The sequence below is a fragment of the Streptomyces caelestis genome (assembly GCF_014205255.1).
In the GTDB taxonomy this organism is placed as follows: Bacteria; Actinomycetota; Actinomycetes; order Streptomycetales; family Streptomycetaceae; genus Streptomyces; species Streptomyces caelestis.
On the sequence record NZ_JACHNE010000001.1, the window covers coordinates 2,255,074 to 2,270,933 of the forward strand.

At 71.4% G+C, this 15,860-nt stretch carries 8 protein-coding genes; 5 read left to right on the top strand and 3 right to left on the bottom strand.

Annotated features, from left to right (window positions below; genetic code table 11):
* The first annotated feature begins 75 nt into the window (after nucleotides 1-75).
* Genes HDA41_RS10205 through HDA41_RS10215 form a run of 3 tightly spaced genes read left to right on the top strand, consistent with a single transcriptional unit; the run spans nucleotide 76 to nucleotide 6,037 of the window.
* On the top strand, nucleotides 76-5,244 hold the full coding sequence (locus HDA41_RS10205) for an HD domain-containing protein (protein WP_230299563.1): 5,169 nt from the start codon (nucleotides 76-78) through the stop codon (nucleotides 5,242-5,244).
* Nucleotides 5,241-5,585 carry a hypothetical protein gene (locus tag HDA41_RS10210; protein WP_184982719.1) on the top strand — a complete coding sequence of 115 codons (345 nt, stop codon included), beginning with the start codon at nucleotides 5,241-5,243 and terminating at the stop codon, nucleotides 5,583-5,585. Before HDA41_RS10205 ends, HDA41_RS10210 begins: the two co-directional genes overlap by 4 nt.
* Nucleotides 5,582-6,037, top strand: coding sequence for a hypothetical protein (locus HDA41_RS10215; RefSeq protein ID WP_184982722.1), 456 nt, complete (start codon nucleotides 5,582-5,584; stop codon nucleotides 6,035-6,037). Before HDA41_RS10210 ends, HDA41_RS10215 begins: the two co-directional genes overlap by 4 nt.
* Nucleotides 6,038-6,141: 104 nt before the next feature.
* On the opposite strand, the gene HDA41_RS10220 is transcribed toward HDA41_RS10215, so the two are convergent.
* From HDA41_RS10220 to HDA41_RS10230, 3 genes are all read right to left on the bottom strand, one after another.
* Nucleotides 6,142-7,605 (bottom strand): glutamate synthase subunit beta, encoded by a 1,464-nt coding sequence (locus tag HDA41_RS10220; RefSeq protein WP_184982724.1) that lies wholly within the window; start codon nucleotides 7,603-7,605, stop codon nucleotides 6,142-6,144.
* A complete protein-coding gene (gene gltB, locus HDA41_RS10225) occupies nucleotides 7,598-12,196 on the bottom strand; it encodes a glutamate synthase large subunit (protein WP_184982726.1) in 4,599 nt (1,532 codons plus the stop codon). The genes HDA41_RS10220 and gltB overlap by 8 nt, the downstream gene beginning before the upstream one ends.
* Before the next feature lie 381 nt (nucleotides 12,197-12,577).
* Nucleotides 12,578-13,309: a VIT1/CCC1 transporter family protein gene (locus HDA41_RS10230; protein WP_184982728.1), complete on the bottom strand. Its 732-nt coding sequence runs from the start codon at nucleotides 13,307-13,309 to the stop codon at nucleotides 12,578-12,580.
* A gap of 238 nt (nucleotides 13,310-13,547) precedes the next feature.
* On the opposite strand from HDA41_RS10230, the gene HDA41_RS10235 reads away from it, so the two are divergent.
* Both HDA41_RS10235 and HDA41_RS10240 read left to right on the top strand, forming a co-directional pair.
* Entirely contained in the window at nucleotides 13,548-14,615 is a 1,068-nt protein-coding gene (locus tag HDA41_RS10235) for an ADP-ribosylglycohydrolase family protein (protein ID WP_184982730.1), read from the top strand.
* Nucleotides 14,612-15,859 carry an ADP-ribosylglycohydrolase family protein gene (locus HDA41_RS10240; protein WP_230299562.1) on the top strand — a complete coding sequence of 416 codons (1,248 nt, stop codon included), beginning with the start codon at nucleotides 14,612-14,614 and terminating at the stop codon, nucleotides 15,857-15,859. The genes HDA41_RS10235 and HDA41_RS10240 overlap by 4 nt, the downstream gene beginning before the upstream one ends.
* The last annotated feature ends 1 nt before the right edge of the window (nucleotide 15,860 follow it).

Here is a 15,860-nt window from a genome sequence, read left to right on the forward strand (position 1 = left end):
ACGGACGCTCGCATCTGCCCATGACGCGGTCCCTCGCTCTGCGATGATTGCCCACTCGTGGCATGAGGGGGACAAGTGGATTCGGGGCGGGCTGAGGCTGCTGAACCGGGCAAGCGGCGGGCGTTGGTCGTCGGGGTCGGCCGGACCCCCGCGCTGGAGCGGGACGAGCATCTCGCCCGGCGTTATCCGGCCCTCGAAAGTGCTTCCGAGGACGTCGAACTCGTGGGCCGAGCGCTGCGACAGTCGCAATACGAGGTACGTGAGCTGAAGGACCCCGGCGGCTTCGAGCTGCTGGGCGCCCTCCAGGAGTTCTTCGACGAGTGCTCCCCCGGCGACACCGCGTTTCTCTACGTGTCCTGTCACGGTACGACCGTGGGCAAGCGGGACCATCTCCTGCCCGCCGACGCACAGCCGGGCCGCGTGGATCCGACTGGTGGCCGGTCGCTCCTGGACCGCACCCTGATAGCCGCCGACCCCGAGGGACTGCTCGACGGGCTGCCCGCCGGCGTGACGACGGTCGTCTGCCTGGACACCTGCCGCACCGAGGAGCCCACGCCCCTGGCCGCGCAGAGCAGGAGAACCGTGCTCTCGGCCGCCGAGGACGTGTACTGGCTGTACAGCTGCGGCCGGGGCGAACGCTCCTACGCGGACCCCCAGGAAGGCAGTTGGTTCGGCCGGGCTCTCGCCAAGGCGCTCGCGCCGACGACCCAGCCGACCACCTTCGCCGACCTCGTCCGCTACACGCGTACGGCGGTGCGCCGGAACGCGTCCGACGCGGGCGTCATGCCGCCCACCGTCGACCGGTACTTCCCGCACGGCCTCAACGCGGACGGCCCCGGCCCCGTGCTGTGCGAGGGCGCACAGGAGGCGTACCGGTGGACGACCATGATCGAGCAGTCGTGCCTGTGGCAGTACACGTCGGGCACCCCGGCCGTGCACGAGCGGGTCAAGAAGCGGCTCGGCGCGCTCGTCGAGCACATCGTGGACTCCCTCTCCACCGAGGGCGCGCACCGCGACGACCCGTGGGCCGACCCCACCTATCCGGTCCGGGTGGTCGAGCAGGTGGAGACCCTGGTCAGGCGGGCCCGCCTGGAGGGCCGCGACCTGCTCTCGCCCGCCGAGACGGCGGCGCTGCTCGCCGCGCCCGTCGTGCAGGAGGGCGTCGTCGCCATCGCGCTCGAAGAGCTGCGCAGGACGATGTCCGAGGGCATGGACGTCAAGAACTCGGCGGACGACACTCTCGAAGGCCACGACCGCCTGGTCCGGGACGCCGCCCACGACGTGGCTCGCGCGCACTCCCAGGTGCGGCGCACCGTCGCGACCCTGCGCCGCCGTGGCCTCAAGGAACAGACGGCGGCGGCCGACCACTGGCTGCGGCACCGCTTCATCACCGACTGGGACCTGCTCTGGGAAGGCACGGGCGACTACTCGGCCGTGGACACGATCCTCGACCTGCTGGTGAGCGCGATCCTGGACGCGGCCGCCGACCCCACGGGAACACCGGTCAGGGCGACGACCAGGCTCACCGTCGACGGCCAGGTGCGCCAGGTCCTCGGTCATCTGACGGTCCATCCGAGTACCAGCCCGCGTATCAACGACGCGCGCGGCGGCGACGACTGGAGCACCTACCCGCCGGTGCCCGGGAACCAGTGGCGCGCCTCGGACCTCGCCCGTCTGCTGTGGACGGCCGGCCTCCAGGCCGCCGACCCGCGCCGGATGTCGAGCGTCCTCGTCGACCACCTCGGCGCCCATGAGCCCCTGGACCCGGACGACGTCGTGGCCGCCCTGTCCGCCGACTTCGGCTACGACGTGACGCCCCTGGGCGAACAGGACGACTGCGCCTACGAACTCACCGTCCGGTTCGCATGTCCCCATCCGGCGCTGCACGTGGCCGTCGAGGAGCTCGCCGCGCGGACGAACGCGACCGTGAGCCTGCTGCACCAGGAGTGCCAGAAGGCCCGTACGACCCCTCCGGCCCTGCTGCGCGGATTCCCCGAGCGCGTCACCACCGATCAGCTCGTCCCCCTGGCCGAGCGGTACAAGCAGCCGCTGGAACGCTTCCGCCTGGCCGAGGACGAGATCCGGCCACTGCTGATGGGCACCCAGCTCTACGGCGATCCGATGCTGGCGGTGCGCGAGCTGTACCAGAACGCCCTGGACGCCTGCCGTTACCGTGACATGCGTCGGCAGTACGGCGCCGCGCAGGGGCGGCCCGGGCCCGACTGGCAGCCGAGGATCACGTTCACACAGGGCTGGGACACCGAGGGCAGGCCGTACATCGAGTGCACGGACAACGGTTCCGGCATGAACCGTGCCAAGCTGACCTCGATGTTCGCCCGCGCCGGCAAGCGGTACGAGCAGGATCCGGAGTTCGTCCAGGAACGGCGCAACTGGCGCCGCGCCGGCCTCGGCGAGATGCCCCTCAACTCCCGTTTCGGCATCGGCGTCTTCAGCTACTTCATGCTGGCCGAGGAGGTGGTCGTCTGGACGAGCCCCGTGGACCACTACGGCCGTGCCCTCCAGTTGGAGCCGCTGCGGGCCGACATCCAGTCCGGGTCGGGGCTGCTGCGGATCGGCGAGGATCCGCATGTGGCGCTGGACGGGGGGACGCGGGTGCGGCTGTATCTGGGGCAGGACCAGGCCCAGCAGCCCTCGTTGCTCGAAACCCTCGAGTCCTTCCTCTGGGTGGCGGACTTCGAGGTGGAGGCACTGGAGTACGCGAGCGATGAACCCGACTCCCTCGTGGGGCACCACCGTTGGGAGCCGGGCACGCTCACCGCTCCGGCGCCGAAGCCCTGGCGCTATGACGCCGTTCAGGGATCTCGTGACATCTGGCTGGTGCAGGGCAAGGGTCAGTGGCTGCTGGACGGTGTGGTGATCAAGGACGCACCGGAGGTCTACGGCCGGGTCGTCAACCTGCGGGAGCGACACCGTCCGGAGCCCAGCGTGGACCGCAACAACCTCATATCCTGGGACGCGCCGGCGGTGACCAGCGAGCTCCTGGAGGCCACGGAGAGGGCCACGGCCCAGTGGTCCGAAGTCTCGCTCTCCTGGCTGTGGGAGCTCGCCACGCTCTCGCCGCGGCTCGCCGTCAAGGTGCTCGACTCGTTGCCGCATGACGTCACGGCCGTCATCGATCCGCCGAGGACGGCCCGTCGCAAGCACCTGCCGCGCGCGGTGAGCCTGGCGGCGGCCGGATGCCTGCCCATCGACGGAGACGTCACCGCCACCGGCTCGCTCTGGCGTTCGGTCCTCGGGGAACACGAGGCCTCCCTCGTGCGCAAGTGGCAGGACACCCGGCTGCGCCTGCCCGATGCGGGGCAGCCGTTCCGGCCCGATGGTTACCCGGAACCGCGTAGTCTGGACGCCGTCCTCTTCCCGAAGGGATCGGAGCCGCACGGCTGGGAGACGGTTCTGGCCGCCGCCCGCGCGGCAGAGGTGCCGGTGGGCGACACCTTGAAGGCCCTGCGCCGCTACGCGATCGTCGGCCTTGACGTTCCCTCCGCCCCGGACATTCGAGCACTGCGCACGGTGCGGGCGCACCGGGCACTGGTCGATCTCTGCGTCGCCTACGGATTGGCGCGCCGTATGCACGACGCCGGTGCCGGCCCCGAGCCGGCCGCGCACGCGCCGCTGCTCCTGATCGCCGCGCGGTACCGGATTCCCCTGGGCGGGGCCGTCGCTCTGCTCGAACAACTCCGGGCCTGGGATCCCGCCCTGCCCACCCCGCCCGCGCTCGACGAGGAGCTGCTGGCCACGACTCCCGCCCCTGTCGACGCGACGCTACTGGTCAACGAGCAGCTGGATCCGGAGGGGCCCATGTGGCTCGGCGAGCTGAGTGTCATGGACCTCCTCGCCCGGGCCGACGCGAGCGTCTCCGTCCGTGACCTGGCGGAACATGTCCGGCGCTTCGAGCCACTGGGCTTCTCCCTGCGGGCGGAACCGTCACAGGAGGCCCTCGCCCACGGCCCTCTCCAGCCGTCGGAGCGGCCGCTGTTCATCCGCTCCCTCGGCGGATCGGGGGGCAGGACGTTGTACCGCGACGACGATCTGTCGCTCGCCGAGCTGCTGTTGCTCGCCGCCGAGCTGGGGCTTGCGCCCCGTGAGCTGGCCGCGCGGGTGAACGTCCTCACGCCGGTGACGGGAATCAAGGCCGCACTGCCACCACAGGACGTGGCCGACTGGCTTCCACCCCGTCTGGCCCTCGCGGCGCTCCGCGCGATCCGGCGCAGCCCCGAGCAGCGCATCTCTCCCTGGGAGTTCATCAAGGCACTCACGGGCGACGGATCTCCCCCACCGATCGAACGGTCCGCCTCCAGGGTCGATCTCCGGGAAGCCGAGGACGCTCTGCGTTTCCTGCAGGCAGCCGGCCTGCTCACCGTGGACTTCGAGGGCCTGGTCGACCAGACGATCCGCCAGCTGGCGTCCTCGGGCCACCCGCTGGTGCGCAGCTTCCCGTCTCCGGGGACGGCACGACTGCTCGATTACCGCATCCCGGCCGCTGCTCTCGTTCAGCTGAGCGTGATCGAACGGCGGCCCATCGGCGACGTCGTGGAGCGCCTCACCGGCCGGGACCTGCACCTGCCCCTGTCCGTCGACCAGCCTGCCGCCGAGGTTCTGGGGCTCCAGGCGACCTCCGAGGACACGAGGGCGCTCGGCGTCTGGAAGGGCTTCGCTTCCGAACTCACGATTCAGCGGCTGCTGTCCCATGCCCGCAGCACGCGCCGCACGCTCGCCGAGTCGCTGGAACACCTCAGCCGGTTCACCCCACTGGGCGCTCCGCCGGCCCCGTGTGACCCCGCCGCTCCCGAGGCCGCCGCCCTGCGGGACTTCACACCGCATCTGTTCGATCTGGCCGCTTTCGACGACGGCCTGCTCGGCCCGGGCACCCTCGGCCCCCTCGAACTCGTCCGCACCGCCGGCCGCTTCGGCTGGCCCCTCGGCAGGACGTACGACCGCTACGCCCCCTTCGCCTGCCTCGGCCTGGACGTCACCGCCCGCAGGCCCGAGGGCGAGGCGGCCGACCGCGTCCCCGACTGGCAGGACCTGATCATCCTCACCGAGGAGCTCACCGGCCGGGCTCCCGCCCTGACCGGCACCGTCTCCCACGACCACGTCACGCTCTGCGCGGAGGAGACGGACCTGCCCGGGACCGAGGTGCGCGAACGGCTGGCCCGGTACGCGGATCTCTTCTCCCTCGAACTCCCCGCCGGCGATCCACACCTGGAAGGCACCGCCGAGTGACGCCCCCGATCGAGTACGACCCCGACGCCGTCCACACCCCCGTCCTCACCTTCCGGTGGGTCGTGCGGAGGAACGGCGACGACGCCCAGTACGAGGCATCCGGGACCTGCCCGGTCTGCACCTGTCCGATGACGAGGACGTGGACCTTCGGGCAGGCCCCGGTCGCCAAGGGTGGCTTCTTCGGCCGGCGCGAGGAGCCGGGGGCCGAGCCGTACTACACGGTGTGCCAGTGCCGCACCCTGCACATGAACCGTCCCGCGAGCGAGCCGCAGGGCTGCGGCGCCCTGCTGGCCATCGCGCCGCCACCCTCGCCCGGGCAGTCCGCCGGGGCGACGCCGTGACCTTCACGCCCACCCCGCAGCAACTCCGCGACGCGGACCGCCGTGGCCGCGAGGCGGCTTCTCCGGAACGGCAGTTGCAGGCGGCGCTGCGTCAGGCCGAGGGATACCGCAACTTCCTCGCCTCCCTCACCGGCCTGCTCACGGCCGTCTTCGTGCTGAAGGGCCAGGAGGACCTGAGCAAGCTGGCGGACACTCCGCGCTGCTGGGTGATCGGGCTGCTGATCTCCGGGTTCCTCGCCCTGATCGCCGCCTCCTGGCTGGGCGTTCTCGCCGTGCACGGACGGCCCGGTGAGGAGATCGTGCTGGAGGCGGGCAGGCTGCTGCGGTACGAGAAGAAGCGGACGAAGACCATCTGGCTGCTGGTGGAGTGCGCGCGCTGGCTCGCCCTGGCCGGCGTCCTGTGCGTCGCCGCCGCGGTGATCGTCACCTGGGTCGCGCCCGGCGGCAAGTAGCCGGGAAAGGCGACAGCGCCTGCCCGGTCGTCCGGTCGGGGACTGTGGGGCAGACGCCATCTGTGTTCCGCACGCCTTTGTGCGGGACGTATGAGGGGTGCGCGTCAGACCATCAGCGCACGGTCCGTCGGGCGGATCGGCGCCGGCAGCTCGCTGGCGCCCGTGAGGTGGCGGTCCACCCCGCGCGCCGCCGAGCGGCCCTCGGCGATCGCCCACACGATGAGCGACTGGCCGCGGCCCGCGTCACCGGCGACGAACACGCCCGGCACGTTGGTCTGGTAGTCCTCGTCACGGGCGATGTTGCCGCGCTCGTCGAGCTCCAGGCCGAACTGCTCGACCAGGCCATTCTCCTGGTCGGTGCCGGTGAAGCCCATGGCGAGGGTGACCAGCTGGGCGGGGATCTTGCGCTCCGTGCCCGGCTTCGGGGTCAGCCGGCCGTCGATGAACTCCACCTCGGTGAGGTGCAGCCACTGGACGTTGCCGTCCTCGTCGCCCTCGAAGTGGGTCGTCGACACCGAGTAGACGCGCTCGCCGCCCTCCTCGTGGGCCGAGGTGACCTTGTAGAGCATCGGGAAGGTCGGCCAGGGCTGGTTGACCGGGTGCCGGTCGTCGTTCGGGCGGGGCATGATCTCCAACTGCGTGACGGAGGCCGCGCCCTGGCGGTGGGCCGTACCGACGCAGTCCGCGCCGGTGTCGCCGCCGCCGATGACCACGACGTGCTTGCCCTCGGCCGAGATGGGGGGCGCCACGTAGTCGCCCTCCTGCACCTTGTTGGCCAGCGGCAGGTACTCCATGGCCTGGTAGATGCCCTTGAGCTCGCGACCGGGCACCGACAGGTCACGGGCCGTGGTCGCGCCGACGGCCAGGACGACCGCGTCGTAGCGCTTCTTCAGGTCCGTCGCCTTCAGGTCGCGGCCGATCTCGATGCCCGTGCGGAAGCGGGTGCCCTCCGCGCGCATCTGCTCGATACGGCGGTTGATGTGCCGCTTCTCCATCTTGAACTCGGGGATGCCGTAGCGGAGGAGGCCTCCGATGCGGTCCGCGCGCTCGTAGACGGCGACGGTGTGGCCGGCGCGGGTCAGCTGCTGGGCGGCGGCGAGGCCCGCCGGGCCGGAGCCGACGACCGCGACGGTCTTGCCGGACAGGCGCTCCGGGATCTGCGGGGCGACGTCCCCGGTCTCCCACGCCTTGTCGATGATCGAGACCTCGACGTTCTTGATGGTGACCGGCGGCTGGTTGATGCCGAGCACACACGCCGACTCACACGGAGCGGGGCACAGGCGGCCCGTGAACTCCGGGAAGTTGTTCGTGGCGTGCAGCCGCTCCGAGGCGGCGGCCCAGTCCTCGCGGTAGGCGTAGTCGTTCCACTCGGGGATCAGGTTCCCGAGCGGGCAGCCGTTGTGGCAGAACGGGATGCCGCAGTCCATGCAGCGGCTGGCCTGCTTGCTGATGATCGGCAGCAGGGAGCCGGGGACGTAGACCTCGCTCCAGTCCTTGACGCGCTCCTCGACGGGGCGGGACTTGGCGACCTCGCGCCCGTGGTTCAGGAAGCCCTTCGGGTCAGCCATTGATCGCCGCCTCCATCATCTTCTCGTGGGTCTCGGTCTCGGAGAGACCGGCTCGCTCGGCGGCGTCCTTGGCGGCGAGCACTGCCTTGTACGTGCTGGGGATGATCCTGCTGAAGCGCTCGACGGCGGTGTCCCACTCGGCCAGGAGCTTCTCGGCGACGGTCGAGCCCGTCTCCTCCTGGTGGCGGCGGACCACGTCGTGCAGCCACTGCTTGTCGGTGTCGTCCAGCGCCTCGACGGCGTCCAGGTTGCCGACGTTGACGTTGTCGGGGTCCAGGTCGATGACGTACGCGATACCGCCGGACATACCGGCCGCGAAGTTGCGGCCCGTCTCGCCGAGCACCACCGCGTGCCCGCCGGTCATGTACTCGCAGCCGTGGTCGCCCACGCCCTCGGAGACGACCGTCGCACCCGAGTTGCGGACGCAGAACCGCTCGCCGACCTTGCCGCGCAGGAACATCTCGCCGCCGGTGGCGCCGTAGCCGATGGTGTTGCCGGCGATGACGCTGTACTCGGCGAGGTGGTCGGCCGCGCGGTCGGGGCGGACCACGATCCGGCCACCGGAGAGGCCCTTGCCTACGTAGTCGTTGGCGTCGCCCTCCAGACGCAGCGTGACACCGCGCGGCACGAACGCGCCGAAGGACTGGCCGGCGGAGCCGGTGAAGGTGATGTCGATGGTGTCGTCGGGCAGGCCCGCGCCACCGAACTTCTTCGTCACCTCGTGGCCGAGCATGGTGCCGACCGTGCGGTTGATGTTGCGGATCTGCACCTGGGCGCGGACCGGCTGCGCCTCGGTGGCGTCCGAGGCGGACAGGGCGTCCGCGGCCAGCTTGATCAGCTGGTTGTCGAGCGCCTTCTCCAGGCCGTGGTCCTGGGCGATCAGCTGGTGGCGGACCGCGCCCTCGGGCAGCTCGGGCACGTGGAACAGCGGCTCCAGGTCCAGTCCCTGCGCCTTCCAGTGGTCGACGGCGCGGGTGACGTCGAGGGCCTCGGCGTGGCCGACGGCCTCCTCGATGGAGCGGAAGCCCAGCTCGGCGAGGATCTCGCGGACCTCTTCGGCGATGTACGTGAAGAAGTTCACGACGTACTCGGCCTTGCCGTTGTACCGCTCGCGCAGCACCGGGTTCTGCGTGGCGATGCCGACCGGGCAGGTGTCCAGGTGGCAGACGCGCATCATGACGCAGCCGGAGACGACGAGCGGCGCGGTCGCGAAACCGAACTCCTCGGCGCCGAGCAGCGCGGCGATGACCACGTCACGGCCCGTCTTCAGCTGGCCGTCGGTCTGCACGACGATGCGGTCACGCAGGCCGTTGAGCAGCAGCGTCTGCTGGGTCTCGGCGAGGCCGAGCTCCCAGGGACCGCCGGCGTGCTTGAGCGAGGTCAGCGGCGAGGCGCCCGTGCCGCCGTCGTGGCCGGAGATGAGGACGACGTCCGCGTGCGCCTTGGAGACACCCGCGGCGACCGTACCGACACCGACCTCGGAGACCAGCTTCACGTGAATCCGCGCCTGCGGGTTCGCGTTCTTCAGGTCGTGGATCAGCTGGGCCAGGTCCTCGATGGAGTAGATGTCGTGGTGCGGGGGCGGCGAGATGAGGCCGACGCCCGGCGTCGAGTGCCGCGTCTTGGCCACCCACGGGTAGACCTTGTGGCCGGGCAGCTGGCCGCCCTCGCCGGGCTTGGCGCCCTGGGCCATCTTGATCTGGATGTCGTCGGAGTTGACCAGGTACTCGGAGGTCACACCGAAGCGGCCGGAGGCGACCTGCTTGATGGACGACCGGCGCGCCGGGTCGTACAGGCGCTCCGGGTCCTCGCCGCCCTCACCGGTGTTGGACTTGCCGCCCAGCTGGTTCATGGCGATGGCGAGGGTCTCGTGCGCCTCCTGCGAGATGGAGCCGTACGACATGGCGCCCGTCGAGAACCGCTTGACGATCTCGGAGACCGGCTCGACCTCGTCGATCGGGATCGGCTTGCGGTCGGACTTGAAGCCGAAGAGCCCGCGGAGCGTCATCAGCCGCTCGGACTGCTCGTTCACGCGCTCGGTGTACTTCTTGAAGATGTCGTAGCGGCCGGAGCGCGTGGAGTGCTGGAGGCGGAAGACCGTCTCCGGGTCGAACAGGTGCGGCTCGCCCTCGCGGCGCCACTGGTACTCGCCGCCTATGTCCAGCGCGCGGTGCGCCGGGGCGATGCCGGAGGCCGGGTAGGCCTTGGCGTGCCGGGCGGCGACCTCCTTGGCGACGACGTCGATGCCGACGCCGCCGATCTTGGTGGCCGTGCCGTTGAAGTACTTCGTGACGAAGGCCTCGTCGAGACCGACGGCCTCGAAGACCTGGGCGCCGCGGTAGGAGGCGACGGTCGAGATGCCCATCTTGGACATGACCTTCAGCACGCCCTTGCCGAGGGCGTAGATGAGGTTGCGGATGGCCTTCTCGGGCTCGATGCCCGGCAGGAAGGTGCCGGCGCGGACCAGGTCCTCGACGGACTCCATCGCCAGGTACGGGTTGACCGCGGCGGCGCCGTAGCCGATGAGCAGGGCGACGTGGTGGACCTCGCGGACGTCGCCGGCCTCGACCAGCAGGCCCACCTGGGTGCGCTGCTTGGTGCGGATGAGGTGGTGGTGGACGGCCGCGGTGAGCAGCAGCGACGGGATCGGCGCGTGCTCGGCGTCCGAGTGGCGGTCCGACAGGACGATCAGCCGGGCGCCGTTCTCTATCGCGGCGTCGGCCTCGGCGCAGATCTCGTCGATCCGCGCGGCCAGCGCGTCCCCGCCGCCGTGCACCCGGTACAGGCCGGACAGCGTCGCGGCCTTGAAGCCGGGCATGTCGCCGTCGGCGTTGATGTGGATGAGCTTGGCCAGCTCGTCGTTGTCGATGACCGGGAAGGGCAGCACGACGCTGCGGCAGGAGGCCGCGCTCGTCTCGAGCAGGTTGCCCTGCGGGCCCAGCGAGGAGCGCAGCGAGGTGACGAGCTCCTCGCGGATGGCGTCCAGCGGCGGGTTGGTGACCTGCGCGAACAGCTGGGTGAAGTAGTCGAAGAGCAGCCGCGGGCGGTCCGACAGCGCGGCGATCGGCGAGTCGGTGCCCATCGAACCGATCGGCTCGGCACCGGCCTTGGCCATCGGCGCGAGGATGACGCGCAGCTCCTCCTCGGTGTAGCCGAAGGTCTGCTGGCGGCGGGTGACCGAGGCGTGCGTGTGCACGATGTGCTCGCGCTCGGGCAGGTCGGACAGCTCGATCTCGCCGGCTTCCAGCCACTCCCCGTACGGCGCCTCGGCGGCGAGCTGGGCCTTGATCTCGTCGTCCTCGATGATGCGGTGCTCGACGGTGTCGACGAGGAACATGCGGCCGGGCTGCAGACGGCCCTTGCGCACGACCCGGGCCGGGTCGATGTCGAGGACGCCGACCTCGGAGCCGAGGACGACGAGGCCGTCGTCGGTGACCCAGTAGCGGCCGGGACGCAGGCCGTTGCGGTCGAGGACCGCGCCGACCTGCTTGCCGTCGGTGAACGTGACACAGGCCGGGCCGTCCCAGGGCTCCATCAGGTTGGAGTGGAACTGGTAGAAGGCGCGGCGGGCCGGCTCCATGGAGTCGTGGTTCTCCCACGCCTCCGGGATCATCATCAGCACGGAGTGCGGCAGCGAACGGCCGCCGAGGTGCAGGAGTTCGAGGACCTCGTCGAAGGACGCCGAGTCGGACGCGTCGGGCGTGCAGATCGGGAAGACCCGCTCGATGGCCTTCTCGTCGGAGCCGAACAGGTCCGAGACGAGCTGCGACTCGCGGGCGGCCATCCAGTTGCGGTTGCCCTTGACGGTGTTGATCTCACCGTTGTGCGCGACGAAGCGGTACGGGTGGGCCAGCGGCCAGGACGGGAACGTGTTCGTCGAGAACCGGGAGTGCACGAGCGCGATCGCGGAGGCGAAGCGGCGGTCGGACAGGTCCGGGAAGAAGGGCTCCAGCTGTCCGGTGGTCAGCATGCCCTTGTAGACGATCGTCCGCGCGGACAGCGACGGGAAGTACACGCCGGCCTCCCGCTCGGCGCGCTTGCGCAGCACGAAGACCTTGCGGTCGAGGTCGATGCCCTCCGACACGCCGTCGCTGACGAAGATCTGCCGGAAGACGGGCATGGTCGACCGGGCGGTGGCGCCCAGCAGCTGGGGAGCGACCGGCACCTCGCGCCAGCCGAGCACGGTCAGACCCTCGTCGGCCGCGATCGTCTCGATCTGCGAGACGGCGTCGGCGGCGGAGTCCTCCGGCAGGAAGGCGGTGCCGACGGCGTAGGCACCGGCCTTCGGCAGTTCGAATCCGGCCACGTCACGGAAGAAGGCGTCCGGAACCTGCGACAGGATGCCGGCGCCGTCGCCGGAGTCGGGCTCGGAGCCGGTGGCACCGCGGTGTTCGAGGTTGCGCAGGACGGTCAGAGCCTGCTCGACCAGGGTGTGGGACGCCTCGCCGGTAAGGGTGGCGACGAAGCCGACGCCGCAGGCGTCGTGCTCGTTGCGGGGGTCGTACATACCCTGCGCAGCAGGGCGAGCATCCATGAACGACCAGTTCTGGCCATTCGCGGAATGCTGGGACGGCTGGCGCGGCGTACGCATCGGCTCTCCCGTCGTCGTCAGGTGGCATGTGCAAGTGCCGAGGGACGACGTTGGCCCTCGCGTGATCGCAAAATTTCGTGCAGGTTACATGATGGAGCGGTTCTCGGGAACCGGGATAATCCGTTCCAACATGCGGACACCGGCGGCTCGCGGCAGGGGTACCGCACCGACGGTGGAAGCTATGGGGGGCCAGTACGGATCGACCGGGTGAGATCGATGCCCGTCGGGCCCGAGGGCGGGACAGGCGTCGTCGCCCACCCCGCTGACCGCGCCCACGGGCCTCATTGCCCGCAGCGCTTACGGCTCATGCCCCGTGGTTGCACATTCGAAACCAGCGAGTAACGGCTACTTATGCGACACAACGCATAAGTCGGAGCCGAACTATCCTACGGCCGTTCCGAACAAGGTACCCAGGGCGTACGTCACACCGGCCGCCGCGCCTCCCAGGAACAGCTGCCGCAGCCCGCTGTACCACCAGGTGCGTGCCGTCACCTTGGCCACCACCGCGCCGCACAGGAAGAGCCCGAGCAGCGCCAGCAGCACGGCCGGCCAGAGGCTGCTCGCACCCAGCAGATACGGCAGCACGGGGACCAGCGCGCCCAGCGCGAAGGAGCCGAAGCTCGACACCGCGGCCACGGTGGGCGAGGGCAGATCGCCGGGATCGATGCCCAGCTCCTCCCGGGCGTGGATCTCCAGCGCCTGCTCGGGGTCCTTCGACAGCTGCCGGGCGACCTCGCCGGCCAGCCGCGGCTCGACCCCTCTCGCCCGGTAGAGCGCGGCGAGCTCGGCCTCCTCGCACTCGGGGTGCTTGCGCAGCTCGCGCCGCTCCACGTCCAGCTCGGCCTCGACGAGCTCGCGCTGCGAGGCGACGGAGGTGTACTCGCCGGCGGCCATCGAGAAGGCGCCGGCGGCCAGGCCCGCGAGCCCGGTGAGGACGACGGTGTGCTGGCTGACCGCGCCGCCCGCGACACCGGTCATCAGGGCCAGGTTGGAGACGAGGCCGTCCATCGCACCGAACACCGCGGGACGCAGCCAGCCGCCGTTCACGTCCCGGTGGGTGTGGTTGTCCCGGTGCGCCTCGTGCAGCGCCGCCTCGGTCTCGATGATGGCCATGAAAATCCCCGATCCCCTTGCCGAACGCCTCTTCGGACAGGCTCTTTGGACACATTCCAGATTTTTACAACAGCCAAAGTACGCCGTGAATTCCGACGCCGCCAGCAAGGAAAGGCTGGGCTAACCTGCGGTTTTACCCTTCAGCGCTCACCTGACGGTGATCTTGCACAGATGTCGACCGGGTGATGCTGGGGTCTCCGAGGCTCGGGGTGGTCGCCGGAGTGGGACACATTCCCGTATGGCATCGATCGCCTGCATCCCCTCCGTCCCGGTGCCCGGGGACGCCGCCGGACTCCGCGCACGGGCACGCGGCGCGCTGCTGGGCCTGGCCGTCGGTGACGCGCTCGGGGCCCCGGCCGAGAACATGAAGCCCTCCGAGATCCGCGCGCGGTGGGGCCGTATCACCGGCTACGTCGCCGAGCACCCCGCCGGCACGGACGACACCGAGTACGCGATCTTCTCAGGCCTTCTCCTGGCCCGGCACGGCTCGGCGCTCACCCCCGCGCACGTCGAAGCGGCCTGGCACGAATGGATCGCCGACCGCGACGAGGGCCCCTTCCGGGGCGCCGGTTTCAGCGAACGCGGCACGCTGGAGAACCTCCGCCGGGGCCTGGCGGCCCCCATCTCCGCCCAGCACCGGCACGCCTGGAGCGACGGTCTGGCCATGCGCGCGGCCCCCTTCGGGGTGTTCGCGCCCGGCCGCCCGGCGGAGGCGGCCCGGCTGGTGGCGATCGACGGCTCGGTGAGCCATGACGGCGAGGGCATCTACGGCGGCCAGGCGGTGGCGGCGGGCGTGGCGGCGGCGATGGCGGGCGCCCAGCCGGTCGCGGTCGTGGCCGCAGCCCTCGCGGTGGTCCCCGACGACTCCTGGACGGCCCGCTGCCTGCGCCGCGCGGTGGCTGTGGCCCACCGCGGCGAACGCGCGGTCCGCTCCGCGGTCGTCATCGGCGGCTACCCCTGGACCGACCTCGCCCCCGAGGCGGTCGCCCTCGCCTTCGGCGCGTACGCGGCGGCCGACGGTGACTTCGAACAGTCCGTCCTCACGGCGGTGAACATGGGCCGCGACGCGGACACGACGGCGGCGGTCGCGGGCGCCCTGGCCGGCGCGACCCGAGGAGTCTCGGCGATTCCGCAGGCCTGGACGACCCCCATCGGCCCGGTCCGCGGCCGGTGCCTGCCGGCGATGGCGGGTTACCACGTCCTGGACGTTGCGGACCTGCTGACGCCCTGGGCCGCGGCAAGCGGCGAGGAGCCGGGGCCGGCGGACTTCGTCCTGGCGGGCGACGGAACGGAGGCCCCCGCATGACCCCGCACGATCCGGCGGCAGCGGCCGGCGCTGCGGCCCCGGAGGGACCACCCGCAGCCGCCGACGGTGAACGCGCCCCACGGGAGACCAGGACCCCTCCGGTGACCGTTACGGGCGGTGCGCGGGTGGGAGACAGAAAGGCCGAAGGCCTCCTGCTCGGACTCGCCGCAGGCGACGCCGCAGGCTGGCCCGCGGCCCGCCACAGAGCCGCCCGCATGCCCGACTGGACCCGCCGCCTCACCCGCGAACTGGACACGTTCGCCGAACACAACGCCACGACCACCCTCCCCGTCCCCATCGCCCTGAACCAGCCCCCGGAACCCCTCCATCTGGGCCCCTCGGACGACGCCGAGTGGGCCGCCTTCGCCGCTGAGGCCCTCCTCCGCGCGGGCGACGACACCGTCCTGAACGACCTCAGCCGAGAACGCCGCATCCGCGCCGCGATCGACCTCACCTGGAACGCCATCGCCTGCGAGGTAGCCGCCGCAGCGGACCGCGCCCCCGAGATCGAATCCGCCGTCCTCCCCCTGCGCGCCCGCATCTCCGTCCGCGCCGGCCTCGGCAACCTCGCCACCGGCCTGCGCCCGCCCGCCACCGGCCACGACAACCCCCACTACTTCGACGACGCGGCCTGCGTACGCGCGTGCGTCCTGGCCGTGGCCCACCCGGGCGACCCCCGGCGCGCCGCCGGCCTCGCCGAGTTCGACGCCCGCTACACCCAGGACGGCGACGGCGTGCACGGCGCCCGCGCCATGGCGGCAGCGCTCGCCCTCGCCCTGGCCGGCGCGGACGTCGACGCCTGCGTCACGGCGGCCCTCGCGGAACTCCCCGAGGAGACGGAGATCGGCCGCAACGCCCGGCACGCCCTGCGTCTCGCGGCCGACGCGGACAGCGCCTTCGCCCTGGTCCCGCCCCTGGAACACCAGATCGTCGACCACGTCTACAGCTACGGCATCGCCGCCGCCGAAACGGTCCCGGTCGCGCTCGCCCTGGCCACAGCGGCCCGCGGCCGCATCGCGGAGGCGGTCCCCGCCGCGGCCTGTCTGTCCCGCGTCGCGGACTCCGCCCCGGCCCTGGCGGGCGCCCTCACCGGCGCACTGGGCGGCGGCGCCTCGATCCCCGCCTCCTGGCGGGAGACCTGCCGCACCCTCTCCGGCTGCGCCCTCCCCCGCCTCACCGGCACGGACCTCGTGGAACTCGCCGAACTCCTGGAAGCCGCACAACCGGCCCGCCCCGGTGGATGAT